Source organism: Marinimicrobium sp. C2-29 (assembly GCF_038419845.1).
Taxonomy (GTDB): Bacteria; Pseudomonadota; Gammaproteobacteria; order Pseudomonadales; family Cellvibrionaceae; genus Marinimicrobium.
In genome coordinates this window covers 59,968-82,951 of sequence record NZ_JBCAQT010000008.1, presented here as the reverse complement: position 1 = coordinate 82,951, position 22,984 = coordinate 59,968, and the positions used below count along the sequence as shown (strand labels likewise).

Genomic DNA, 22,984 nt, shown 5'->3' with positions numbered 1-22,984 from the left:
AATGAGTGTGTCCCAACATAATCGGCAAACAATTTTATCCAGATGCATCAAGCAGGCATTGCCTGCCGCTCTGGCCTGCTCTCTGGCGTCGGTCGCGCTGGCCGAGGTCGGCAATCCCCGGGTCAACCAGGTGGGCTATCTGCCCAATGGTACCAAGGTGGCCACCTACGCCAGCGATAGTGAGGTGGCGGTGGCCTGGCGGCTGTACCGCGAGGGCGAGCTGGTAGCCCAGGGCGATACCGTCCCCACCGGGTTGGACCCCGCCTCTGGTGAACGCCTGCACCAACTGGAGTTGCCCGACACGGTGGCCGCGGGCGAAGACTATGTGCTTTTGATTGACGGCGACGAAAGCTACCCGTTTACGATTGCATCGGATGCGTTCACCGCGCCTCTGTACGACTCGCTGAAATACTTCTATCACAACCGCAGCGGCATTGAAATCCAGACCCAGTACACCGGCGGAGGCAATACCAGCTTTGCCTCCGATGCGCAGTGGGCGCGACCCGCCGGGCACCTGAACGAGGGCGTCAACCAGGGCGATTACGATGTCCCCTGCTGGCAGGGCACCTGTGATTACTCTCTGGATGTGATCAAGGGTTGGTACGATGCCGGCGACCACGGCAAGTATGTTGTCAACGGTGGTATCTCTGCCTGGAAGCTGCTCAACATGTACGAGCGTGCCCTGTACCTGGGGGACAACGCCGATCGTTTCGCCGACGGGGCTTTGAACATTCCCGAAAGTGGCAACGGCGTGCCGGATATTCTGGACGAAGTGCGCTGGCAGATGGAGTTCCTGCTGGCCATGCAGGTACCCGAAGGTGAAACCAAAGCGGGCATGGCACACCATAAAATGCATGATGTGGGCTGGACCGGTCTGCCCCTGGCTCCCCACGAAGACAGCAGTGAGCGTGCGCTGGTGCCACCCAGTGTGACGGCGACCCTGAACCTGGCGGCCACTGGTGCTCAGTGTGCCCGGCTCTGGGCCGACATCGATGAGGCCTTTGCCAATGAGTGTCTGAGCGCGGCCGAGCGTGCCTGGGACGCGGCGCAGGCAAACCCCGATGATATCTACAGTGGCGATTACAACAATGGTGGCGGCGGTTATGGCGATGATGAGCCGGCCGATGAGTTTTACTGGGCGGCGGCCGAGCTTTACATCACCACGGGCGACAGCCGTTACCTGCCCACCATTGAGAGCTATACGCTCGAGCGCACCGACTGGGCCTGGCCCGATACCGAATTGCCGGGGGTCATGTCTCTGGCCACGGTGCCCACCAGCCACACCCAATCGTTGCGGGCTCAGGCACAGCAACATATCGTAGCGCTGGCCGATGGTCATCTCGATACCATCGCCTCCACCGGCTATCGCATACCCAATACCGAGGAAGAATATTATTGGGGCTCCAACAATGTGATCGCCAACAAGCTGTTCCTGCTGGGGCTTGCCCACGATTTTACCGGCGATGACCAGTACGCCGATGGTGTGGCCCTCGGGGTGGATTACCTGTTTGGTCGCAACACCCTTTCCTTCTCGTTTGTCTCCGGGCATGGGGAAGATGCCCTGACCCAGCCGCATCATCGCTTCTGGGCAGAGGCGCTGGATGGCAGCTACCCCTGGTTGCCGCCCGGCTCTCTGTCCGGTGGTCCGAACGATGGCCTGGAAGATGACCTGTCCCGCTCCAATCTCGACGGTTGTCAGACGGCCCCAGCTACCTGCTATATGGATCACATTGAGGCCTGGTCGACCAACGAGATCACCATCAACTGGAACAGTGCTCTGGCCTGGGTCCTGGCCTTTCACGACGATTACGCGCAGGGTGATGACGGTGATTCATCCTCTTCCTCACCGGCGTCTTCTTCGTCCAGCTCGGTCAGCGTCTCCAGCGCCAGCCAGTCGAGTGTGAGCAGCACGGCCTCGTCCAGCTCCTCATCCACACCCGCCTCTTCGTCGAGCTCGTCGTCCTCCGGGACCGGCGAGTCCTCAAGCAGCGCCAACGACGACGCCACCGGTCAGCAGTGCAACTGGTACGGCACTCTCTACCCCCTGTGTGAGGATACCCAGAGCGGCTGGGGCTGGGAGAACAGCGAGAGCTGTATCGCGCCCAGCACCTGCTCGTCGCAACCCGCTCCCTATGGTATCGAGGGCGACTCGGCCTCCTCGGAGCAGGGCGGTACCAGCAGCTCCTCCGAAGCGGCAAGCTCCTCCAGCGCTTCCAGCTCGGAAGACACCGACGACGGCCTGGCCAGTTGCGAGTATCTGATCAGCAACGAGTGGAACAACGGTTATACCGGCGGCATTCGCATCAGCAATACCGGCGGTCAACCAATCGATGGCTGGTCGGTCAACTGGGAGCTGGGTCAGGGGGCGTCCGTCACCAACAGCTGGAACGTCCAGCTGTCTGGCAGCAACCCCTATACCGCCAGCGATATGGGCTGGAACGGGTCGATTCAGCCCGGCCAGTCCGTGGAGTTCGGCTTTCAGGTCAGCAAGGCCGGCAGTGGCAGCGCCCGGGTGCCGGAGGTCACAGGGGAGGTCTGTGACTGATTGATCCTTTCAGCCTTTAAACACTTGCACGCAAATCGACCCGGCGCAGGGAGGCGCCGGTTTTGATCCTCTCTCCATCTGGTGTTGCACTGCCTCAGCCCGTATACTCTGCGCCATGCAGAACCCCCGGGACATCCTTCAGCACGTATTCGGTTACCACAGCTTTCGCGGTCAGCAGGAGGCGATCGTTCAGGCCCTGGTCAACGGGGAAGACGCGCTGGTTCTGATGCCCACCGGCGGTGGCAAATCCCTCTGTTACCAGATTCCCGCTCTGGCCCGTCCGGGCACCGGGATTGTGATCTCCCCCCTGATTGCCCTGATGCAGGACCAGGTGAGCGCTCTGCGCGAGCTGGGCGTGCGCGCCGGCTTCCTCAATTCCACCCTCTCCTTTCCGGAAGTCCAGGCCACCGAGCGGGCGCTTCTGGCGGGTGAGCTGGATCTGCTCTATGTGGCACCGGAGCGGCTGATTCAGCCTCGCACCCTGGATCTGTTGCAGCGCGCGCCCCTGGCGCTGTTTGCCATCGACGAGGCGCACTGCGTGGCGCAGTGGGGCCACGACTTCCGCGCGGATTACCTGCGCCTGGATATGCTGCACCGGGAGTTTCCCGAAGTTCCGAGAATCGCCCTGACCGCGACCGCCGATATGCGCACCCGCGAGGAAATTGTCGAGCGCCTGGAACTGGGGGCGGCCGAGCAGTTCATCGTCGGTTTTGACCGGCCCAACATCCAGTATCGGATTCAGCAGAAAGACAACCCGCGCCGCCAGCTGCTCAGTTTTCTCAAAGAGGAGCATCCCCAGCAGGCGGGCATTGTCTACTGCCTGTCGCGCAAGAAAGTGGAGCAGACCGCCGACTGGCTCTGCCGCGAGGGGTTCAATGCGCTGCCCTACCACGCCGGTTTGCCCGGCAAATTGCGCGAGACCCACCAGAGCCGTTTTCTGCGCGAAGACGGCGTGATCATGGTCGCCACCATCGCCTTCGGGATGGGCATCGATAAGCCCGACGTGCGTTTTGTCGCGCACCTGGACCTGCCCAAGAGCGTCGAAGCCTACTACCAGGAGACCGGCCGCGCCGGGCGCGACGGCCAGCCGGCCACCGCGCTGCTGCTCTACGGCCTGGAGGATGTGGTCAAGTTGCGCCAGATGATGGGCGCCTCCGAGGGCAATGAGCAGTTCAAGCGCCAGGAACAGCAGCGCCTGAGCGCCATGCTCGGCCTTTGTGAAATTACCAGTTGCCGCCGCCAGACGCTGTTGCGCTATTTCGGCGATGTGATGGAAGAGCCCTGCGGCAACTGCGATACCTGCCTGATCCCGCCCGAAACCTGGGATGCCACCGAGGCGGTGCGCAAGGCGCTCTCCTGTGTGTATCGTACCGGTCAGCGCTTCGGGGCCACCCATATTGTCGATGTCCTGCGCGGCAGCACTAACGAAAAAGTCATTACCCAGGGCCACGATAAAGTCACCACCTATGGCATCGGTCAGGATCTGACTGCCGATGAGTGGCGCACCGTGCTACGACAATTGGTGGCGGCCGGTTATCTGGACGTGGACCCGGCCGGTTTTGGCGGCCTGCAGCTGACCGAACTGTGCCGCCCGGTGTTGCGCGGCGAGCAGAGCGTGCATCTGCGCCGGGACCTGCGCACCCGCAAACCCACCACCCGCACCGCCCGCCGGCCGGATGCCGACATTGCCGAGGCGGATCGCCCGCTCTGGGAGGCCCTGCGCGCCTGTCGCCGACGCCTGGCCGAGGAGCACGGGGTGCCGCCCTATGTGATTTTCCACGACGTCACCCTGCGCGACATGCTCGAGCAGCGCCCGCTGCACGAGCAGGATCTGCTCTCGGTCAACGGGGTAGGCGACAGCAAGCTCAAGCGTTTCGGTATTGAATTTCTCGATGTGATCCGCGAATTTGATTACTCCGGGAGTCAGGCACTGTAAATCGGGACCGGGCAGGGTCATACGCTTTTCCGCCACGAGCCCTGCGTCGCAAGCCCGGACTTTCACCGGCGGCACGAAAAACTTTGACGCAGTTCCGACAAAGCCGGATGATTGTTTGTAGAGTGTGAACCGCTGTTTAACCCGGTCTCCCCGGCTTTTCGGCCTCTGGCAATCAATAAAAAATGCAAGGCAGTGCTCTTATGGAAGAGTCCCACGACTGTACCCCAAGCCCGACCCGTAGTTTTGAAAAAAATGCCTACGCCACTCTGTTGATTCTGGCGGGGGCCGCTTTCGGTTATGCCCTCTCCTGTGTGCTGGGTGGTCCCTCCTCGGACGAGGGGTTTCACGCACCCCAGATATGGCATTACTACGTGGGTGGCACGGAGCATTTTGACAACATCACCATGCCCTCGACCTTTCACTATGTGATCGGGTTTGTGATGCGCCAGATCGGCTACTATCACGACTATCTGTTACGCCTGACCAACCTGCTGGTGGCGCTCTGTATCCTGCCGGTTTTCTACCGTGCCGCCGTTCGCTACTGGCCGGAGCTGGCGACTCTGCGCACGCTGCAGCTGTTTTTCACCCCGCTGATGTTTCCCTACTTCTTTCTGATTTACACGGATCTGTGGGCGCTGCTTTTCATCGCGCTGTGTTTTCACACGGCGCTCGGGCGCCGCTATGTCTGGGCGGGCGTGGCCGGTTTCTGTGCGGTCATGATCCGGCAGGACTCGATCATCTGGGTAGCGCTGGCCTACGTGTTGATCGCAATGGAAGACATTGAGTGGCGGCGTCCGCTGCCGGTCAAGGCGGCGTTTCGCAATGCCTTTGTGCACGGAGCACCGCTGGTGCTGGTCGGGCTGCTGTTCATTGCCTTTGTGATCTACAACGGCGGGGTCGCCATTGGCGATACCGAGGCCCACCAGATGCTGAACTTCAATATCAGTAATCTGTACGTCTTTCTGATCTGCGCCTGGGCACTGTTTCTGGCGCTCTGTATTCAGCAGCTACCCAATATCATTGCGTTGAAGAAAAAGCTCTGGGTCTGGGCACTGGTGGTGGCCGGGTTTTTCTTTTACATGGGGACGTTCGATAATCCGCACGGTTACAACAACACCCTCTATCATTTTTTCATGCACAACGGCCTGCTTTACCTGATGACCGAGTACGTGGCGTTGCGGGCACTGCTGTATATTCCCATCGCCTGGATGGCGCTGAGCCTGTGCGTCATGCCCTACCCGGACCGGCGCTGTTATTGGCTGCTGTTGTTTATCCCCCTCGCGGTGATCAGTCATCCGTTGGTGGAGCCACGCTATTATTTCGCGGCCTACCTGCTGATCAATCTCTGGCGACCGGCGCTCAATCCGGCGGCCGAAACCGCCACTCTGGCGGCCTATATCCCGCTCTCCGCCTTCATCATGTACGGCACGGTCACCGGTTGGTTCTTTTTATAATCTGGTTTCGGATTTCATTTCTGGTCGGCGGGCGGGCTAACGGCTTTCCGGAACACGCTGTAAATACGTCCCTGTAAGCTCGACGTCGGCATCCATGCCTTCGACGGTTCCGGAAAGCCGTTAGCCCCCCCGCCTGGTGCCACACGATTGGCTTTGAACTCCGAAACCTGATTGTTAGGTTGTTTTGTGATCGGCCATCAATGCCTTGTACCCCGCCCGATAGTCCGGGTAGCGGAACTCGTAGCCCGTCGCGCGCAGCCGGCGGTTGTCGCAGCGCTTGCCCAGTTGGCCCTCGTCCGGGGCGAAGCGGGCTTCGTCCACTTGCAATTGCATTGCCAGCCAGTTGACCACCTCGGCCATGGGCGCGGGCTCGTTGTCGCTTGCCAGGTAGAGGCTGTCAATGGGGTCGCCCATCCGCTGGTGCTCGATCAGATGGGCCAGCACGCCGGCCGCGTCGTCGGCGTGAATCCGGTTGGTATAGCGTGCGCTCAGGGTTGCCCGGCCCTGGCGCACCCGCTCCAGTAAATAGTTGCGCCCCGGCCCGTAGATGCCGCTGAAGCGCACGATACAGTGGTCAAACCCGCTCTGGGCGATCACCTGCTCGGCTTCCAGCAGGCGCCAGCCGCTGTCGCGGTTGGGTTCGGTGGGGGACTGTTCATCCACCCACTCGCCGTCGCTCTGGCCGTAGACGCCGCTGCTGGAGACGTACAGCAGCAGGCGGGGCGTCTGCCCGGTTGTTTTCAGGGCGGCGGTCAGGTTTTCGCAGGTCTGCACATAGGCTTTGCGGTAGCCCTCATCGCCGCGCTCCGAGGGGGTCATGGTCACCAGAATCACATCGAAGCCTTCCGCCACAATCGACTCCAGTGCCCGACGATCGGCGGTGTCGGCCGCCACATACTGCAGGTTGTCGGACGATTCAGGGGGATGTCGTCTCAGGCCGGTGATTGCATAGCCGAGCGGCGCCAGCTGGCCAGCCAGGCGGCGGCCCAGGTCGCCACAGCCAAGGATCAATAGTTTTTCGCTATTTGTCTTTGCGTATCCGATCATAAAAGGGCAAACTTGGGGTCAAATTCAGGTGCACCAACCCGTGCGTCATGGGTTCCCCAACGAAAGGGACTCGCGCGCGGGAAAGAGATGGAAGAGATGACTTTAACAGAACTGCGCTACATCGTAACACTCGCCCAGGAACAACACTTTGGCCGCGCGGCCGAGCGTTGCTTCGTCAGCCAGCCCACCTTGAGCATTGCGGTCAAAAAGCTGGAGGAAGAGTTGGGTGTGGCGCTGTTTGAGCGCTCCAAATCCCGGGTGCAGGCGACGCCGCTGGGCGAGAAAATTGTCGCCCAGGCGAACCTGGTGCTGGAGCAGACCTCGGCCATCAAGGACATTGCCAACGAGGGGAAAGATCAGCTGAGCAGCCCCCTGCATGTGGGCGCCATCTTTACCATCGGACCCTACCTGCTGCCCCACTTTATCCCCGAGCTGCAGAAAATTGCCAACAAAATGCCACTCTATGTGGAAGAGGGCTACACCGCCACCCTGCGCCAGAAGCTGCGCAAGGGCGAGCTGGATGTCATCATCGTCGCCCTGCCCTTCACCGAGGCGGATGTGGTCACCCAGCCCCTGTTTGACGAGCCCTTTGTGGTGTTGATGCCCCAGGATCACCCGCTGGCGGCGCAGGAGTCGATCAACCCCGACGACCTGGATGCCCAGAACGTCCTGCTCCTGGGCGAGGGGCACTGTTTCCGCGATCAGGTGCTCGCCACCTGTCCGAACCTGCAGACCTCGATGGACGACCACAATGGCCGCATCCGCACCGCCGCCGAGGGCAGCTCCCTGGAGACCCTGCGCCACATGGTGGCTTCGGGCCTGGGAATCACCATTCTGCCCATGTCCGCCGCTGTGGCCACCAATTACACGCCCAACATGCTGGTCACCCGGCCCTTCACCAAACCCGCGCCCAGCCGGACCGTGGCACTCGCCTGGCGTGCCAGCTTCCCCCGCTACAAGGCGGTGGATGCGCTGCGCAAGGCCATCAATATGTGCCGCCTGACCGACGATCGATAGGCGGTCGCCGCTGTGAATCAGGAAGCCGTCAGTCTGGACCGACTTCCGGTCACTGCGTTGAAAGGCGTAGGGGACCGGCTGGCGGAAAAGCTGGCGAAACTGGGGCTGCACAGTGTCCAGGATGTGCTGTTTCATCTGCCGTTGCGTTATCTGGACCGCACCCGGGTCACACCCATCGGCGCACTGCAGCCAAACGTCAATGCCGTGATCGAGGGGGAAATCCGCGCCGCGGACATTGTCTACGGCCGCCGGCGCAGCCTGGTGTGCCGGTTGCAGGACGGCAGCGGTACCATCACGTTGCGCTTTTTCCACTTTTCCGCCGCGCAGAAGCAGCGACTGACCCCGGGCACCCGGCTGCGCTGCTTTGGCGAAAGTCGGCGCGGCGCCTCCGGCCTGGAGTTCTATCACCCCGAGTACGAGTCGCTGGATGAAGCCCCCGCGCTGGAGCAGCGGCTGACTCCGGTCTATCCGGCCACTGAGGGGCTGACGCAGCTGCGCATGCGTTCGCTCGCCACCCAGGCGCTGGTCTGGCTGGAGCGGCAGGCTCCGGCGGAATTGCTGCCGGAGGAGCTGCGGCGCGAGTTGCACCAGGTGCCCCTGGCCGAAGCGCTGCGTTATCTGCACGCGCCGCCGCGCGATGCCGATGTCCACCAATTGTTAGAGGGCGAGCACCCCTATCAACAGCGCCTGGCCTTTGAGGAGTTGCTCGCCCATCACCTGAGCCTGCTGATGCTGCGCCAGCAGACCCAGGCCGAGGGGGCCCCGCCGATCGTTCCCGATACCAGGTTGGAGCGGCGGTTTCTCGAATCGCTGCCCTTCGAGCTGACCGGCGCCCAGCAGCGGGTTCACCGGGAGATTCTTGCCGATCTGGCCAAGGCCTCTCCCATGCTGCGCATGGTGCAGGGGGATGTCGGCTCGGGCAAAACCCTGGTCGCCGCCATGGCCGCGTTGGCGGCCGTGGCCAGTGGTTATCAGGTGGCCATCATGGCACCCACGGAAATTCTCGCCGAGCAGCATCGGAACAATTTTGGCGCCTGGCTCGCCCCGCTGGACATCGAGCTGGGGTGGCTGACCGGTCGCCTGACACCCGCCAAACGCCGCGCCCAGCTCGAGCGACTGGCCAGTGGCGAGGCGCAGGTGGTGGTGGGCACTCACGCCCTGTTTCAGCAGGACGTGACCTTTGCCAACCTGGGCCTGGTGGTGATTGATGAGCAGCACCGGTTCGGGGTGCATCAGCGGCTGGAGCTGCGCCAGAAGGGCAGCCACGGCGGTCGCCGGCCGCACCAGCTGATCATGACCGCCACCCCGATTCCCCGCACGCTGGCCATGAGTGCCTACGCTGATCTGGACACCTCCACCATCGACGAGCTGCCGCCCGGGCGCACGCCGGTCACCACCGTGGTGATCAGCGAACAGCGCCGGCCCGAAGTTATCGAGCGGGTCAGCCGGGCCTGTGAGCAGGGGCGACAGGCCTACTGGGTCTGCACCCTGATTGAGGAGTCCGAAACCCTGGCGGCCCAGGCCGCCGAAGTGAGCGCCGAAAACCTGCGCGAGGCACTGCCACAGCTTCGGGTCGGGCTGGTTCACGGCCGGCTGAAAGCGAAAGAGAAGGAGCAGATGATGGCCGCCTTCAAGGCCGGCGAGGTAGATCTGCTGGTGGCGACTACCGTCATCGAGGTGGGCGTGGATGTGCCCAATGCCAGCCTGATGATCATTGAAAACCCCGAGCGTCTCGGCCTGGCGCAGTTGCATCAGTTGCGCGGCCGGGTCGGCCGGGGCGCGGAAGCCAGCCACTGCGTACTGCTCTACGGTTCACCGCTATCGCGTCAGGGGCGCGAACGGTTGGGCGTGATGCGCGATACCAGCGACGGCTTTGTCATCGCCGAGCGCGATCTGCAGTTGCGCGGGCCGGGGGAGGTACTGGGAACTCGCCAGACCGGCGATATGCAGTTCAAGATTGCCGACCTGGAGCGCGATGCGCCGCTATTGCCCCGGGTGCAGAAAGGGGCGCAACAGTTGCTGCAGACTCACCCCGGTCTCTGTCAGTCGATCATCGAGCGCTGGCTGGGAGAGAATCGCCGTTACCTGCGGGTATGAGTGGCGTCCCTGGGTGATGTTTCATGCGACATTGTGAAGGGCGTCTCGAAAGTGGCAGCGGTCCTCGCGGTCAGTTGGTCTAGAATGAGGTTAGATGCCACCGATGAAGCGGGTAGAAAGCGCTTGAACAAGCGCCCCGGTTCTTACACACTGCTGTTATATAGGATTCGGTTTGATGAAACTGGGCGACCACCAATTAAAGGAGTCTGACGCGTGCCTTTACCCACCAGCGTAGAATCGCTGCTGAACAGCCAGAACATTCATTACGATCTGGCCGCAGCACCCCTCGATGCCAATAATCAACCGCTTTGGCACGACCAGCACCTGCGCAATGTCGGAGCGGCCAAGGCCGTATTGCTGGAAGACGACCGGGGGCGAATCCTGGTGGTCATTTCGGCCGATACGCTGCTCGACCTGAACGCCGTCAACCGACAGATGGGGCGCGAATTGCGGGCGACCGGGCAGGATGCGGTGCGCCAGTTCTGCGACTCTCACGCCCTCCAGACGGTACCGGCCCTGCCCAAGCTGGCGGGTCTGCCCACGCTGGTGGACAAGCAGTTGCTGAGCCGCGAAAGTCTGTTGCTGGATTCCGGCAACGACGAGCAACTGCTGCACATCAACCGCGATGACTTCCAGCAGGTGCTGGAGGACGCCATCATCTGCGACATCGCCATGCCACTGGAGCCGCTGGAGCAGGATATCAGTGCCGCCCAGGACCAGGAGCAGATTCTGGGCGCGCTGCGCAGCTTTACCCAGCTGCGGATCAAACAGCGGCTGGAGGAAACCCTGGAGCTGCCCCCGCTGTCCGAAACCGCCCAGCGGATCATCAACCTGCGAGTGGACCCGAACGCGGACATCAGTGATCTGGCGCAGGTGGTGGAAACCGATCCCAGCCTGGCGGCACAGGTGGTCAGCTGGGCGGCGTCACCCTACTATTCAGCGCCGGGCAAGATCCGCTCCATTCACGATGCCATCGTGCGGGTGCTGGGTTTTGACATGGTGCTCAACCTGGCGCTGGGCCTGGCGTTGGGGCGCAGCCTGAATATGCCCAAAGAGGGCCCGGAGGGCTACCTGGGCTACTGGCAGCAGTCGGTGTATACCGCCGCGACCATCGAGGGGCTGGTGACCGCCATTCCGCGCGAGCATCGCCCCACCTTTGGTATGGCCTACCTGTCGGGGCTGCTGCACAATTTCGGCTATCTCATTCTGGCGGAAATTTTTCCGCCCTATTTCAGCCAGTTTTGTCGCATGGCCGAGGCCAACCCCCACAGTTACCATCAGCCCATCGAGCGTCACCTGCTGGGGATTACCCGGGAGCAACTGTCGAGTTGCCTGATGTCGCTCTGGTCCATGCCCGAGGAGGTGGTGGTGGCCCTGCGTCACCAGAACAACCCGGGCTATCAGGGGGAGCACCACGAGTATGCGAAACTGATCTTCGTGGCCCAACGACTGCTCATGCAGCGTGGCCTGGGACTGGGGCCGAAGCTGGACATTCCCGACAGCGTGTTTGCCGACCTGCACCTGGATCCGGCCAAGGCACAGGCCACGGTGGAAAATGTCATGGAGTCGCTGGACGACCTGGACCATATTGCTTTACAGCTCAGCCCCCGCTAACCGCCATCGACGTCGCCACCGAGGTTAGCGCGGGGCCGGACACAAGACCGGTGGTCCGGGTCACAGTCTTTCAGCGCGCAACGAGGTGCGCAGGCTCCACAAACGATTGGAACGAGCGGAGAGTAGCCTTCTATGTTAGATCCGTCAGCGGTCGCCCAGGCGGCCAGTATTCTGGCCGAACGTCGTCGCAGCGGGGCCCAGGAGGGCCGCCTGCCCGAGAACTGCCGTCCGCAGGATCTGGAGTCGGCGCTGGCCATCCAGGCCCAGGTGACGCGCGATCTGGGCGCCGACATCGGTGGCTGGAAGTGTCTGCAGCCGCCCCCCGACCGTCTGGTCGTGGCCCCTATCCACGCTCGCGATATTCACCGCGAGCCCCCAGTCTCGGTCTGGGCCCCCGGGGGGCGCGCCCGGATCGAACCCGAGCTGGCCTTTGTTCTGGGGCGGGATCTGCCCCCCCGGGAGCACCCCTATGAAAACAGCGAGATCGACGCGGCCGTTGCCCACACCCACCTGGTGCTGGAGCTGATTCACAGCCGTTACGAGGACCCCGCCTCGGCCGAGTTTCCGGAAATGCTGGCCGACGGCCTGCTCAATCAGGGTCTGTTTGTCGGACCGGAAGTGGATCCGGAGCTGGCACTGGAAGCCAGCGAACTGGATATTACCCTGCACAGCCAGAGCTCGGCGCCCGAACATCACCAGGGGCGACACCCCAATACCCATCCCCGGGCGCCCCTCTACTGGCTGGTCGAGTTTCTGCGCAGCCGCGCTCAGGGCCTCAAAGCCGGCGAGTTCATCATTACCGGCTCCTATGCCGGGGTGCTGGAGGCGCCTCTGGAAGAACCGGTGCGGCTGCAATTTGGAGAGCTGGGCGATCTGAACGTCTCTTTCAAGGCCAGGGTGACCGGATGACAGAGACTCCTCTGCCGGACGCTCCCAACTTCTCCTGCAAGATCCCGCTGCGCTGGGGGGATATGGATGCCTTTGGCCACGTGAACAACACCCTCTATCTGCGCTACTGTGAAGAGGCCCGGTTTCAGTGGCTGAGTGCCGCGGGCATAACCCTGCGCAAGGACAGTTATCCGGTGGTGGTCACCGTGGGCTGCACGTTTCTGCGCCCGGTGTTCTACCCCGAAACCCTGCGTGTGGACTGCTACGCCGTTGATCCCGGCCGCTCCAGCTTTGTCGCGCACTTTCGGCTCTACACCCAGGCCGAGCCCGACCAGCCAGCGGCCGAAGCCCACTCCAAGATTGTCTGGCTTGGCAGCGACGGTAAATCCCGTCCCTTGCCGGAGGCGGTCCGGGCCTGGTTTGAGTGACTCCGGCTTGCCGTTGGATTGCTGACGGTCAGGACGGTCAGAATGTTCAATGAAGTTTCAACCGACTTTGGGGGAACCATGAAGCAGACACTGTTACTCGGCTTAGTCCTGTCGCTGCTGGCTCTGTCGGCCCGAGCCAGTGAGGGCGAACGCTATCACTGCGCCTTTGGCCAACAGGGGCGCACCATCAGTGTGGTCTATGAGGTGGAGGGCCAGGCGGCCCCCTGTGAAGTCCGGTACGAGAAAGAAAACGGGGTGGAAACGCCCTGGTCGGCCGACAATGAAGAGGGCTATTGCGAGGAGAAGGCGCGCGAATTTGTCGAGCAGCACCGTGAATGGGGCTGGCGCTGCGACCCGGTTGATCCTCAGAACACGGCGGATCGGCAGGCCCCGGCGGAGCCGTCACAGGAACCACCGCCAGAGCAGGATTAGCGTCCGGCTGACTCGGGCGCGCTTCGCTCAGCGCCACGCGCCGGATCGCCTCTCACTCGTCTTCCCCATAGGAGCCGAGCGGCCGCCCGAACTGTTTCCGATCGAGCAGGTTTTCGCTATTGGCGACCACGGTGGAAACCATGGCATCGCCCGTGACGTTCACCGCAGTGCGAACCATATCCAGTAGACGGTCCACCCCGATGATCAATGCCACCCCCTCAACAGGCAGCCCTGCCTGCTGCAGCACCATGGCCAGAGTGATCATGCCCACCCCCGGCACACCGGCGGTGCCGATGGAGGCCAGGGTGGCGGTCAGTACCACCATCAAGTAACCGGTCAGGCTGATGTCGATACCGTAAACCTGCGCAATGAAGGCGGTGGCCACGCCCTGCATGATGGCCGTGCCGTCCATATTGATGGTTGCGCCCAGAGGAACGGTAAAGGAGGCGACCTTGTTGTCCACGCCCAGGTCCTGTTCGACGGTGCGCAGGGTCACGGGCAGGGTGGCGTTGCTTGAGGCGGTACTGAAACCGAACACCATCACCGACCACATCTTGCGTAGAAACAGCACCGGGCTCAGCCGGGTGAAGGCTTTGAGAAACAGGCTGTAGACCCCCAACCCGTGCAGCAGCAATACAAACAGCAGCGTGAAGAAATACAGGGCCAGATCGGCGATCGCGCCCCAGCCCAGCTCGGCAAACAGCTTGGCCAGAAGGCAGAAGACCCCGTAGGGCGCCAGGTGCATCAGAATCATCACCAGCTTCAGGATCACCGTGTTGAGGTGATTGAAAAACGTCTGCATGTAGCCCGAGGCTTTGTGGTCGACGCGCGAGATGGCGATGCCCAGCAGCAGGGCAAAGACGATCACCTGCAGCATGTTGCCCTCGGCCATGGCCTCCACCGGGTTGCTGGGGAAGATGTTGACCAGGGTTTCTTTGAGCGAGGGTTTATCCACGCCGGTGAACTCTTCCACCTCGCCGGGCATTTCGATGCCCTCGCCGGGCTTGACCAGAGTGCCGATGGTCAGCGCCAGGGTTATCGCCAGGGCGGTGGTGGCCAGGTAGAGCCCGATGGTCTTGCCCGCCATGGCACCCATTCGGCTGTGTCCGCCTAGCGAGGCGCTGCCGCACACCAGAGAGACAAACACCAGCGGCACCACCAGCAGCGTGAGGGAGGCGATGAATATCTGACCCACGCCGTCGAAAAACCCCTGTGCCAGCCAGGCCTGCAGAAAGTGCTCATCACTGGGGGCCAGCAGGTTGATCAGAACCCCGGTGCCGACGCCGAGGGCCATGGCCAGGAGAATGCGTTGGGTTAAGCTCATAGGTGGGCTCGTCGTTATTGTCTGTGAACATTTATTGTGAATAGGCTCAGTGAGCGCCATTAAAGCAATCCCAGCGCCTCGGGTAAAGGCGGAGGGGCTCCCGCCGGGGCGGAAGCTGTTAGAATGGCGCCCCATTGGCTCACAAGATTGACAGCGCCAGCGCAATGCTAAGGGAGGTTGTTTGACACAGATTGACGCCGCTCGGGATGCGCCCAGGCAGCCCGGGGACAGGTCTGGCTGGCCGGCGGAACCCCGCTGGACGCCGGGCCGCGCCGGGCCCCGCCACCTGCAACCCTGGCTATTGGATCAGGGCTCGCTCACCGCCAAGCTGGTGCGCGAAAGCCGAGGGGATTTTCGGGTGAGCGTTCGGCGCCAGGGGCTGGCCCGTCCCCGGTTGTCCGAGCGCCGGGCGTTGGGGCTGGGAGCCGGTCGCTGGGCCCTGGTGCGCGAAGTGGTGCTCTGGGGCGAGGGGCAGCCCTGGGTGTTTGCCCGCAGCGTCATACCGCTCACCAGTCTGACAGGTCGGCTGCGTCAGCTGCGGCGCCTGCAGACCCGGCCGCTCGGTGGCTTTCTGTTTGCCCAGCCCGATCTGGAGCGCGGGCCGATTGAGCTCAGTCGGATGACGCCCCGAAACAGTTCGGTGCCGGCATCGCTTCAGGGGGAGGAGGCGCTGTGGGGCCGACGCTCCATCTTCCGTCTGGAGGCCAGGCCGCTGTTGGTCAGCGAAGTGTTTTTGCCGGCATTCACTCAACGACTACTATCGATGCGAGAGCGATCCTCATGAACCGACACCGAACTCAGCCCAGGCGCGCGAAACCGGTCGCCGGCATTGATTGGCGCGAGCGCCTGCCGGTCTACCTGCGCCTCACGCGCCTGAACAAACCCATCGGCACCTTCCTGTTGCTCTGGCCCACGCTCTGGGCACTGTGGCTGGCGGCGGGGGGCTTTCCGGACTGGGACCTGTTGATCATTTTTGTGCTGGGCGTGTTCGTGATGCGCTCGGCCGGTTGTGTGATCAACGACTACGCCGACCGGGGTTTCGATGGCCATGTGAAGCGCACCCGCGAGCGGCCGCTGGCCACCGGTGAGGCGAGCGAGCGCGAGGCGATCACCCTCTTTGTCGGGCTCTGTCTGGTCGCTTTTGGGCTGGTATTGCTCACCGACAGTTTCACCATCAAGCTCTCCTTCGGGGCGGTGGCGCTGGCGTTCTGCTACCCCTTCATGAAGCGCTATACCCACCTGCCCCAGATTGTGCTCGGGGCGGCCTTTGCCTGGGCCATTCCCATGGCCTTTGCCGCCCAGCGCGGCAGTCTGGGCACCGATGTCTGGCTGCTGTACACAACCGCCCTGCTCTGGACCGTGGTGTATGACACCCTCTACGCCATGGTGGACCGGGACGACGACCTGAAGGTGGGCATCAAGTCCACGGCGGTGCTGTTCGGCGAGCTGGACCGGGTGATGATCGGCCTGCTTCAGGGGCTCACGCTCTATGCGCTGGTGATGGTCGGTGGCCGTTTTGATCTGGGGTGGATGTACTACCTGGGCCTGGCGGCGGCCGCCGGCCTGTTTGTCTATCATCAGTACCTGATCCGCTTTCGCGAGCGAGCGGCCTGCTTCAGGGCTTTTCTGAGCAACAACTGGGTGGGCTTCGTCATTTTTGTGGGGCTGGTGCTGGACCTGTGGATGGCCTGAGACGCGCCTGCCACCCCGCCCGGGGGCAATTGGTAATACTTCGACATCAAATCAATTTTCGCCATGTCATAATTGTGTAACACTAAGTTTATTAAATACGCTTGCGCGATGGTCTTTCAGGGAGCGGCTTTCACTACCCGGAAGGTCAAACCTTTTCGATAACAGGCAAGCATTATGGCAGGTCGCAGGATTCTCATAGTTGACGACGAAGCGGCCATCCGCGACATGTTGCGGGTGGCCCTGGAAATGGCCGACTACGAATGTATTGAAGCGAGCACCGCCCAGGAGGCGCTCGAACTGACGGTCGACGAGCGGCCGGATCTGGTACTGCTCGACTGGATGATGCCCGGCACCAGCGGCATCGAGCTGGCCCGCCGGCTGAAGCGCGAAGAAACCACCTCGGAAGTGCCCATCATCATGCTCACCGCGAAGGGTGAGGAAGACAACAAAATCCAGGGTCTCGAAGTCGGCGCGGACGATTACATCACCAAACCCTTCTCGCCGCGTGAACTGGTGGCCCGGCTCAAGGCCGTGTTGCGGCGCGCGGACCCCCAGGTCAACGGCAATCCGATCCGGGTCAAAGGTCTCTGCCTGGACCCGGGAAGCCACCGGGTGACCATCAACGACCACCCCGTGGATATGGGACCCACCGAATATCGCCTGCTCGAGTTCTTTCTGACCCACCAGGAAAGGGCTTATACTCGCAGCCAGTTGCTGGATCACGTCTGGGGCGGCAACGTCTATGTGGAGGAGCGCACCGTGGATGTGCACATCCGCCGGCTGCGCAAGGCGCTGGCCGTCGATAAGCACGAGGATCTGGTGCAGACGGTGCGCGGTACCGGATATCGCTTCTCCACCCAGGCCAGCTGAACCCGGACCCGATGAGCGTCCAAATCGACATTAGCGGTTTCCCAGGAGCGGGAACCCCACAGGAGAGGCCTTTATTTTGCTTCGGGGTTTTAGTGCCGAGCTTCGGCGGCTGTTTATTCTGGCGGTGGTATGCGTACTGGTGGGGCTCTGGTTTGACCGGCTGAGCTGGACGCTCTTGGCCGGTGGTGCGCTCTATATCGCCTGGATGGTGTGGCAGATTCGCCGTCTCAACAAGTGGCTGTTGCGCCAGAACGATGAGCCACCTCCCGAGTCCAGCGGCATCTGGGGCGAGTTGTTCGACAATATCTACCACCTCCAGCGCCGCCAGGTGCAGGAAAAAAACAGTCTGCGGGCGGTCATCAGCCGGGTGCAGGAAACCAGCTCGGCCCTGCGCGACGGGGTCATCGTGCTCGACTGGCGAGGCTGCCTGGACTGGTGGAATCCCTCGGCGCAGCGCCTGCTCGGCTTCCACAGCAGTGACCAGGGCAAGTCGGTGATCAACTTCATCCGCCACCCCCGGTTTGTCAGTTACTTTGAAGAGGGTAACTACAGCGAGCCCCTGGAGCTTCCCTCCCCCCGTTTCAGCTCCAAGCAACTGCAGTTTCAGATCACCCGCTTTGGCCGCAACGAGCGGTTGATCGTGGTGCGCGATACCACCCAGCTGCACAAGCTTGAACAGATGCGCCAGGATTTTGTGGCCAATGTCAGCCACGAGCTGCGCACTCCGCTTACCGTCATCACCGGTTATCTGGAAACCCTGTCCGACAGTGGCGCGGAGTTGAGCCCCTCCTGGCAGAAAGCCCTGCGTCAGATGCAGCAACAGTCCCGGCGCATGTCGCTGCTGATCAACGACCTGATCACCCTGTCCAAGCTGGAGACCACGGAGTCGGGCCACAACCACAAGCCGGTCGCGCTGAAGCCGCTGCTCGAATCGATCAGATCCGAAGCCCAGGCGCTGAGTGGAGAGAAAAACCATCAGATCTTTCTGGAGTGCGAAACGCCGGATCTGGAGCTGGCGGGCAACGAGAAAGAGCTGCACAGCGCCTTCTCCAATCTGGTCACCAACGCGGTCAAATACACACCCGCCGAGGGGCGAATCGTCATGCGCTTGTGGGAGGCGCATCAGCAGATTTTCTTTTCAGTGAATGACAATGGGCCCGGTTTTGACAGCAAGCACATTCCCCACCTGACCCAGCGTTTCTATCGGGTGGAACAGAGCCGAAACAGCGGCACCGGCGGTACCGGCCTGGGGCTGGCCATCGTCAAACACGTGCTGATGCGCCACGATGGCGAGCTGCAGATCAGCAGCGAGCTGGGCAGGGGCAGCACCTTCACCTGCATCTTCAGTCGGTCATGATGGTATAGTTTCGCCCCCGTACCACAGAGCCCGAACCTTTCATGCCTGAGTTACCTGAAGTCGAAACCACCCGGCGGGGCATTGCCCCGCACATCGAGGGTCGCCAACTCACCGAGGTCATCATCCGCCAGCCCAAACTGCGCTGGCCGGTGCCCGGGCCGCTCGCCGCTGCCATTGAGGGCCGAACCCTCCTTGAGGTCAGTCGCCGGGGCAAGTATCTGCTGCTGCGTTTTGACAATGGCACCGCCTTGATCCACCTGGGCATGTCCGGCAGCCTGCGCATCGTTGAAAGAAAGGAGCCGCCGCGCTTTCACGATCACTTCGATCTGGTGTTCGGTTCGCGCGTGCTGCGCTACTGTGACCCGCGCCGTTTCGGCTGTCTGCTCTGGGTGGAAGGCGACGCCGAGGACCATGCGCTGCTCGCCCATCTGGGGCCGGAGCCTCTGAGCGACGCCTTTCATGCCGAGTATCTGTTCCGGCGCAGTCGCAAACGCACCGCCCCCATCAAGCAGTTTCTCATGGACAGCAAAACCGTGGTGGGGGTGGGCAACATCTACGCCAACGAGGCGCTCTATCTGGCGGGCATCAAACCCATCCGCAAGGCCGGGACTCTGACCCGCAAGCAGGCGCAAGCGCTGGTGGAGCAGATCCGGTTTGTGCTTCAGCGCTCCATTGACCAGGGCGGCACCACCCTGCGCGACTTCGTCGGCGGAGACGGCCAGCCGGGCTATTTCAAGCAGCAGCTGCTGGTCTACGGTCGTGGTTATCAACCCTGTCGCCAGTGCGGCAAAGCGCTGAAAGAAATCCGGATGAACAATCGCACCAGCGTGTACTGTGTGGCTTGTCAGAAATAGAGAAGGGTATTGATGCAACCGTTGGTCAGGTTTGTTGACCCGAGGGTCGGGTCACCAGCCAGATGCCCCAGCACACCAGCGCCAGCGCCATCAGGTTTTTCCATTCCAGGATGGTTTCCTGCAGAAAGTAGGCTGACAGGAGCGCGCCGAACACCGGAATCAGGAACTGGAGGGGAATGACCTGCCCCACCGGGTTGTGCTTGAGCAGAAAACTCCAGAGGGCGAAGACCGTCGCCGACAGCGCCGTCAGATAGCCCAGCAACAACCCCGAATGCCAGCCGATCCCCGTGACCTCGCCGCCACTGAAGCTCCCGATGGCAATCAGTACCAGTCCCCCGAGGGTGAGCTGCTGCCCGGTCATGACCACCGGGTCGATGGTCTGGGACAGACGTTTGCCGTAAAGCAGCGCAATGGCCATGACCAGCGCGGCGATGGCAATAAAGCCCTCACCCATCAGGGTAAAATCGAAGTTCAGCGGGCCCCGTCCCAGGTTCACCAGCACAACGCCGGCGAAGCCGAGAATGCAGCCGATGCTGCGCGCCGCGCTCATCCGGTCATTGCGATAGATGAAATGCGCGAGCAGCACGCTGAAGAAGGTGCCGGTGGAGTTCACAATGGCCGCCTTCACCCCGCTGGCGTAGGCCAGACCGATATAGAAAAACACATACTGCAGGGTGGTCTGCATCAGCCCCAGCAGGGCGAGCTGGCCCCACTGGCGGGGGCTGAACGACCAGAGGGATTTGCCCGTGACCGTCGCCAGGGCCAGAAGCAGCAGGCCGGAGCCGAAAAAGCGGTAGCCCGCAAACAGCACCTGGGAGGCGGTGTCATCGGCGGGAATGCTCAGCAGGGCGTAGCCGGTTTTGATCGCCGGGTAGGCGCTGCCCCAGAGCAGGCAGCAGAAAATGGCGGTGAGGACCACCAGCCAGCGCCGGGTGAAGTGCGAGCGATCGGGCATTGAGTGTACTCCGCCACTTACATTGTGACATTCAGCGGACCGGAAAGGGGTTAGCCGCAAGGCATGCCGGCGCCCTCAGTGATGGGGTTTGTGGCCGAACTTGTGCGCCAGTGCCTGCTCGACCGAGGGTCGCACGAATTTGCTCACATCGCCATTGAGGCTGGCGATCTCCCGCACAATGGACGACGAAATAAAAGATAAGTGCTCGGCCGGAGTCAGAAACAGGCTCTCCATGCTGGGCTCCAGCGCCCGGTTCATGTTGGCCAGCTGAAATTCGTATTCAAAGTCGGACACCGCACGCAGCCCGCGCAGCACCGCCTGGGCTTTCTTCTCCCGCACAAAATCCACCAGCAGTTTGTCAAAGCCGCAGACCTCGACATTGTCCAGGTGCTGCAGGTTGTCGCGCACCAGAGAGACGCGCTCATTGAGGCTGAACAGCGGGTTTTTCCGGGGGCTGTCGGCCACGCCGATCACCACCTGGTCGAACAGTCGACAGGCGCGCTCCACCAGATCGATGTGGCCATTGGTAATCGGATCGAAGGTGCCGGGGTAGACCACTGTGCGCATGGGTAAGTCTCTTGGTTGGCGGCGTTTTGTCGCGGTAAACAGGCGCCCGATGGTAATGAATTTCCCCGGCCTTGGCCAGTCGAGGGGCGATCAGCTCCCCAAAAAGTAGAGGCGGTAGCGGACCTGGCCGGTGGTTTTGTCCCGATGGAGGTGCCAGTTCGCGGGCAGTTCCGGCTCCAGCGCCGGACCGGATTCGACATAGACGGCGGCGTCACTGGCCAGCCAGCCGGGCCGGGCCAGCCGCTCGATGCTCTCTTGCCACAGATCGAGATCAAACGGAGGGTCGATGAACACCACATCAAAGGGTTGCGCCGGCGGCTCACCATTGAGCCATTTCAGGCTGTCCTCATTAAGGGCCCGGCCCCGGTCAGTGCCCAGCTGTTGCAGGTTGGCACGCAGCTGGGTGGCGGCCACCGGGTCCTTTTCCACCAGGGTCGCCGACCTGGCGCCTCTGGACAGGGCCTCCAGACCCAGGGCGCCCGAGCCGGCATACAGGTCCAGACAGTGGGCATCAGGCAAGAGGGGCCCGAGCCAGTTGAACAGCGTTTCCCGCACCCGGTCGCCGGTGGGGCGCAGGCCCTCGACCGCCGGGAAGCTGAGCTTGCGCCCGCGCCACTGACCGCCGATGATCCGAAGCGGTTGGGTACTCTGTGCGCTTTCGGCCTTTTTCTTTGCGGGTCGCTTCGCGGCTTTCAACGGGGGCCTCTCTCTCGCTGGGATAGAAGTGTTAGGATAGCGTCTTTCCGCCCGTAGCATAAAGGTAGATCAACTCACCCATGTTGTTTTTCAAACGCAAGAAGCAGAAACCGGCCGAAACGGAGGTCGACTCCGAGCGCCCGGTCGATGCCCCCGAATCGACTTCGGAAGCCGAGTCGGCCCCCGAAGCGCCCGCCAGCCCTGACGCCGACGCGGCCGAGCCGCCCCGGGAAACCAGCGAGGCCACTTCGAAAGCCGGGTCCCAGTTGCAGGAAAAACCCAAAACCAGCGTCTTTGCCCGCATCAAACGGGGTTTGAGCCGCACCAGCAACCAGTTTACCGAGGGGCTGGGCAATCTGATTCTGGGCAGCAAAGCCATTGACGACGAGCTGCTGGAAGAAATCGAATCCCAGCTGCTGGTGGCCGACGTGGGCTACCAGGCCACCACCGACATCATCGACAACCTCACGGATCGGGTGGCGCGCAAACAACTGAACGACGCCGACTCGCTTTTTCAGGCGCTGCGCGAACAGCTGGCCGAGTTGCTGGTGCCGGTGGAGTCGCCCCTGGTCATTGATACCGAAAAGCAGCCCTACGTGATTCTGGTGGTGGGGGTGAATGGTGTGGGCAAGACCACCACCATCGGCAAGCTGGCCAAACACCTTCAGGGGCAGGATAAAAATGTGATGCTCGCCGCGGGCGACACCTTTCGCGCGGCTGCCGTGGAGCAGCTGCAGGTCTGGGGCGAGCGCAACAAAGTGCCGGTGATCGCCCAGCACACCGGCGCCGACAGTGCCTCGGTGGTGTTCGATGCGCTCCAGGCCGCCAAGGCCCGCGGGACCGACGTGCTGATCGCCGATACCGCCGGGCGCCTGCACAACAAGTCGCACCTGATGGAAGAGTTGTCCAAGGTCAAACGGGTCATGGGCAAGATCGACCCCTCGGCTCCCCACGAAATCCTGCTGGTGCTGGACGCCGGCACCGGTCAGAACGCGGTGAGTCAGGCGCGCGAGTTCATCCAGTCCTCGGGCGTGACCGGACTGGTACTGACCAAGCTCGATGGCACGGCCAAGGGCGGGGTCATCTTTGCCCTGAGCAAGGAATTCGGTCTGCCGGTGCGCTTTATCGGTGTGGGCGAAGGGGTGGACGACCTGCAACCGTTCCGGGCGCAGCCCTTTGTCGACGCGCTCTTTGGCGAGTCGCGCGAGTGA

20 protein-coding genes are annotated in these 22,984 nt (G+C 62.4%); 15 read left to right on the top strand and 5 right to left on the bottom strand.

From position 1 onward, the window contains the following. The first annotated feature begins 1 nt into the window (after position 1). The 3 genes from AAE484_RS09485 (at position 2) to AAE484_RS09475 (ending at position 5,935) form a co-directional block, all read left to right on the top strand. Positions 2 to 2,545, top strand: a complete 2,544-nt coding sequence (locus AAE484_RS09485; RefSeq protein ID WP_341938139.1) for a glycoside hydrolase family 9 protein — start codon at positions 2 to 4, stop codon at positions 2,543 to 2,545. A gap of 115 nt (positions 2,546 to 2,660) precedes the next feature. Then, positions 2,661 to 4,481 (top strand): DNA helicase RecQ, encoded by a 1,821-nt coding sequence (gene recQ / locus AAE484_RS09480; protein WP_341938138.1) that lies wholly within the window; start codon positions 2,661 to 2,663, stop codon positions 4,479 to 4,481. Between the two features lie 200 nt (positions 4,482 to 4,681). Further along, positions 4,682 to 5,935: a hypothetical protein gene (locus AAE484_RS09475; protein WP_341938137.1), complete on the top strand. Its 1,254-nt coding sequence runs from the start codon at positions 4,682 to 4,684 to the stop codon at positions 5,933 to 5,935. Positions 5,936 to 6,109: 174 nt separating this feature from the next. Here AAE484_RS09475 and AAE484_RS09470 read toward each other — a convergent pair whose 3' ends face one another. Then, positions 6,110 to 6,982 carry an SDR family oxidoreductase gene (locus AAE484_RS09470; RefSeq protein ID WP_341938136.1) on the bottom strand — a complete coding sequence of 291 codons (873 nt, stop codon included), beginning with the start codon at positions 6,980 to 6,982 and terminating at the stop codon, positions 6,110 to 6,112. A gap of 96 nt (positions 6,983 to 7,078) precedes the next feature. Here AAE484_RS09470 and AAE484_RS09465 point away from each other — a divergent pair, with 96 nt between their 5' ends. The 6 genes from AAE484_RS09465 to AAE484_RS09440 all read left to right on the top strand — a co-directional run bounded on the left by AAE484_RS09465 (position 7,079) and on the right by AAE484_RS09440 (position 13,458). Continuing rightward, positions 7,079 to 7,999: a hydrogen peroxide-inducible genes activator gene (locus AAE484_RS09465; protein ID WP_341938135.1), complete on the top strand. Its 921-nt coding sequence runs from the start codon at positions 7,079 to 7,081 to the stop codon at positions 7,997 to 7,999. Positions 8,000 to 8,011: 12 nt separating this feature from the next. Then, complete coding sequence (recG, locus tag AAE484_RS09460) at positions 8,012 to 10,096, top strand: ATP-dependent DNA helicase RecG (RefSeq protein ID WP_341938134.1); 2,085 nt, start codon at positions 8,012 to 8,014, stop codon at positions 10,094 to 10,096. 213 nt (positions 10,097 to 10,309) lie between these two features. Beyond that, a complete protein-coding gene (locus AAE484_RS09455; RefSeq protein ID WP_341938133.1) occupies positions 10,310 to 11,710 on the top strand; it encodes an HDOD domain-containing protein in 1,401 nt (466 codons plus the stop codon). A 132-nt stretch (positions 11,711 to 11,842) separates the two neighbouring features. After that, the gene (locus AAE484_RS09450) at positions 11,843 to 12,619 is read left to right on the top strand and encodes a fumarylacetoacetate hydrolase family protein (RefSeq protein ID WP_341938132.1); all 777 of its coding nucleotides are present in this window, start codon (positions 11,843 to 11,845) and stop codon (positions 12,617 to 12,619) included. Continuing rightward, positions 12,616 to 13,026 (top strand): acyl-CoA thioesterase, encoded by a 411-nt coding sequence (locus AAE484_RS09445; RefSeq protein ID WP_341938131.1) that lies wholly within the window; start codon positions 12,616 to 12,618, stop codon positions 13,024 to 13,026. The genes AAE484_RS09450 and AAE484_RS09445 overlap by 4 nt, the downstream gene beginning before the upstream one ends. Positions 13,027 to 13,068: 42 nt before the next feature. Next, positions 13,069 to 13,458 (top strand): hypothetical protein, encoded by a 390-nt coding sequence (locus tag AAE484_RS09440; RefSeq protein ID WP_341938130.1) that lies wholly within the window; start codon positions 13,069 to 13,071, stop codon positions 13,456 to 13,458. A gap of 52 nt (positions 13,459 to 13,510) precedes the next feature. On the opposite strand, the gene AAE484_RS09435 is transcribed toward AAE484_RS09440, so the two are convergent. Then, the gene (locus tag AAE484_RS09435) at positions 13,511 to 14,782 is read right to left on the bottom strand and encodes a dicarboxylate/amino acid:cation symporter (RefSeq protein WP_341938129.1); all 1,272 of its coding nucleotides are present in this window, start codon (positions 14,780 to 14,782) and stop codon (positions 13,511 to 13,513) included. Between the two features lie 181 nt (positions 14,783 to 14,963). Here AAE484_RS09435 and AAE484_RS09430 point away from each other — a divergent pair, with 181 nt between their 5' ends. The 5 genes from AAE484_RS09430 to mutM all read left to right on the top strand — a co-directional run bounded on the left by AAE484_RS09430 (position 14,964) and on the right by mutM (position 19,555). Next, positions 14,964 to 15,566 (top strand): chorismate--pyruvate lyase family protein, encoded by a 603-nt coding sequence (locus tag AAE484_RS09430; protein WP_341938128.1) that lies wholly within the window; start codon positions 14,964 to 14,966, stop codon positions 15,564 to 15,566. Next, positions 15,563 to 16,474 carry a 4-hydroxybenzoate octaprenyltransferase gene (ubiA, locus tag AAE484_RS09425; RefSeq protein WP_341938127.1) on the top strand — a complete coding sequence of 304 codons (912 nt, stop codon included), beginning with the start codon at positions 15,563 to 15,565 and terminating at the stop codon, positions 16,472 to 16,474. The genes AAE484_RS09430 and ubiA overlap by 4 nt, the downstream gene beginning before the upstream one ends. A 174-nt stretch (positions 16,475 to 16,648) precedes the next feature. Then, positions 16,649 to 17,344: a phosphate regulon transcriptional regulator PhoB gene (gene phoB, locus AAE484_RS09420; RefSeq protein WP_341938126.1), complete on the top strand. Its 696-nt coding sequence runs from the start codon at positions 16,649 to 16,651 to the stop codon at positions 17,342 to 17,344. A gap of 76 nt (positions 17,345 to 17,420) precedes the next feature. Beyond that, positions 17,421 to 18,701 carry a phosphate regulon sensor histidine kinase PhoR gene (phoR, locus tag AAE484_RS09415; RefSeq protein ID WP_341938125.1) on the top strand — a complete coding sequence of 427 codons (1,281 nt, stop codon included), beginning with the start codon at positions 17,421 to 17,423 and terminating at the stop codon, positions 18,699 to 18,701. Between the two features lie 41 nt (positions 18,702 to 18,742). Continuing rightward, positions 18,743 to 19,555 (top strand): bifunctional DNA-formamidopyrimidine glycosylase/DNA-(apurinic or apyrimidinic site) lyase, encoded by an 813-nt coding sequence (mutM, locus tag AAE484_RS09410; protein ID WP_341938124.1) that lies wholly within the window; start codon positions 18,743 to 18,745, stop codon positions 19,553 to 19,555. A 25-nt stretch (positions 19,556 to 19,580) separates the two neighbouring features. Here the strand turns inward: mutM and AAE484_RS09405 are convergent, their stop codons facing one another. The 3 genes from AAE484_RS09405 to rsmD form a co-directional block, all read right to left on the bottom strand. Beyond that, on the bottom strand, positions 19,581 to 20,510 hold the full coding sequence (locus tag AAE484_RS09405; protein WP_341938123.1) for a DMT family transporter: 930 nt from the start codon (positions 20,508 to 20,510) through the stop codon (positions 19,581 to 19,583). A gap of 75 nt (positions 20,511 to 20,585) precedes the next feature. Further along, the gene (gene coaD, locus AAE484_RS09400; protein WP_341938122.1) at positions 20,586 to 21,077 is read right to left on the bottom strand and encodes a pantetheine-phosphate adenylyltransferase; all 492 of its coding nucleotides are present in this window, start codon (positions 21,075 to 21,077) and stop codon (positions 20,586 to 20,588) included. A 90-nt stretch (positions 21,078 to 21,167) separates the two neighbouring features. Then, on the bottom strand, positions 21,168 to 21,773 hold the full coding sequence (gene rsmD / locus AAE484_RS09395) for a 16S rRNA (guanine(966)-N(2))-methyltransferase RsmD (RefSeq protein WP_341938121.1): 606 nt from the start codon (positions 21,771 to 21,773) through the stop codon (positions 21,168 to 21,170). Between the two features lie 80 nt (positions 21,774 to 21,853). Here rsmD and ftsY point away from each other — a divergent pair, with 80 nt between their 5' ends. Beyond that, a complete protein-coding gene (gene ftsY, locus AAE484_RS09390) occupies positions 21,854 to 22,984 on the top strand; it encodes a signal recognition particle-docking protein FtsY (RefSeq protein ID WP_341938120.1) in 1,131 nt (376 codons plus the stop codon).

Coding starts and splice junctions, on each gene's coding strand:
- AAE484_RS09485 (WP_341938139.1), top strand. CDS start 2: ATGAGTGTGTCCCAACATAATCGGCAAACAATTTTATCCAGATGCATC.
- recQ (WP_341938138.1), top strand. CDS start 2,661: ATGCAGAACCCCCGGGACATCCTTCAGCACGTATTCGGTTACCACAGC.
- AAE484_RS09435 (WP_341938129.1), bottom strand. CDS start 14,782: ATGAGCTTAACCCAACGCATTCTCCTGGCCATGGCCCTCGGCGTCGGC.
- ftsY (WP_341938120.1), top strand. CDS start 21,854: ATGTTGTTTTTCAAACGCAAGAAGCAGAAACCGGCCGAAACGGAGGTC.
- AAE484_RS09445 (WP_341938131.1), top strand. CDS start 12,616: ATGACAGAGACTCCTCTGCCGGACGCTCCCAACTTCTCCTGCAAGATC.
- AAE484_RS09470 (WP_341938136.1), bottom strand. CDS start 6,982: ATGATCGGATACGCAAAGACAAATAGCGAAAAACTATTGATCCTTGGC.
- AAE484_RS09405 (WP_341938123.1), bottom strand. CDS start 20,510: ATGCCCGATCGCTCGCACTTCACCCGGCGCTGGCTGGTGGTCCTCACC.
- coaD (WP_341938122.1), bottom strand. CDS start 21,077: ATGCGCACAGTGGTCTACCCCGGCACCTTCGATCCGATTACCAATGGC.
- AAE484_RS09450 (WP_341938132.1), top strand. CDS start 11,843: ATGTTAGATCCGTCAGCGGTCGCCCAGGCGGCCAGTATTCTGGCCGAA.
- AAE484_RS09440 (WP_341938130.1), top strand. CDS start 13,069: ATGTTCAATGAAGTTTCAACCGACTTTGGGGGAACCATGAAGCAGACA.
- AAE484_RS09465 (WP_341938135.1), top strand. CDS start 7,079: ATGACTTTAACAGAACTGCGCTACATCGTAACACTCGCCCAGGAACAA.
- ubiA (WP_341938127.1), top strand. CDS start 15,563: ATGAACCGACACCGAACTCAGCCCAGGCGCGCGAAACCGGTCGCCGGC.
- AAE484_RS09475 (WP_341938137.1), top strand. CDS start 4,682: ATGGAAGAGTCCCACGACTGTACCCCAAGCCCGACCCGTAGTTTTGAA.
- mutM (WP_341938124.1), top strand. CDS start 18,743: ATGCCTGAGTTACCTGAAGTCGAAACCACCCGGCGGGGCATTGCCCCG.
- phoB (WP_341938126.1), top strand. CDS start 16,649: ATGGCAGGTCGCAGGATTCTCATAGTTGACGACGAAGCGGCCATCCGC.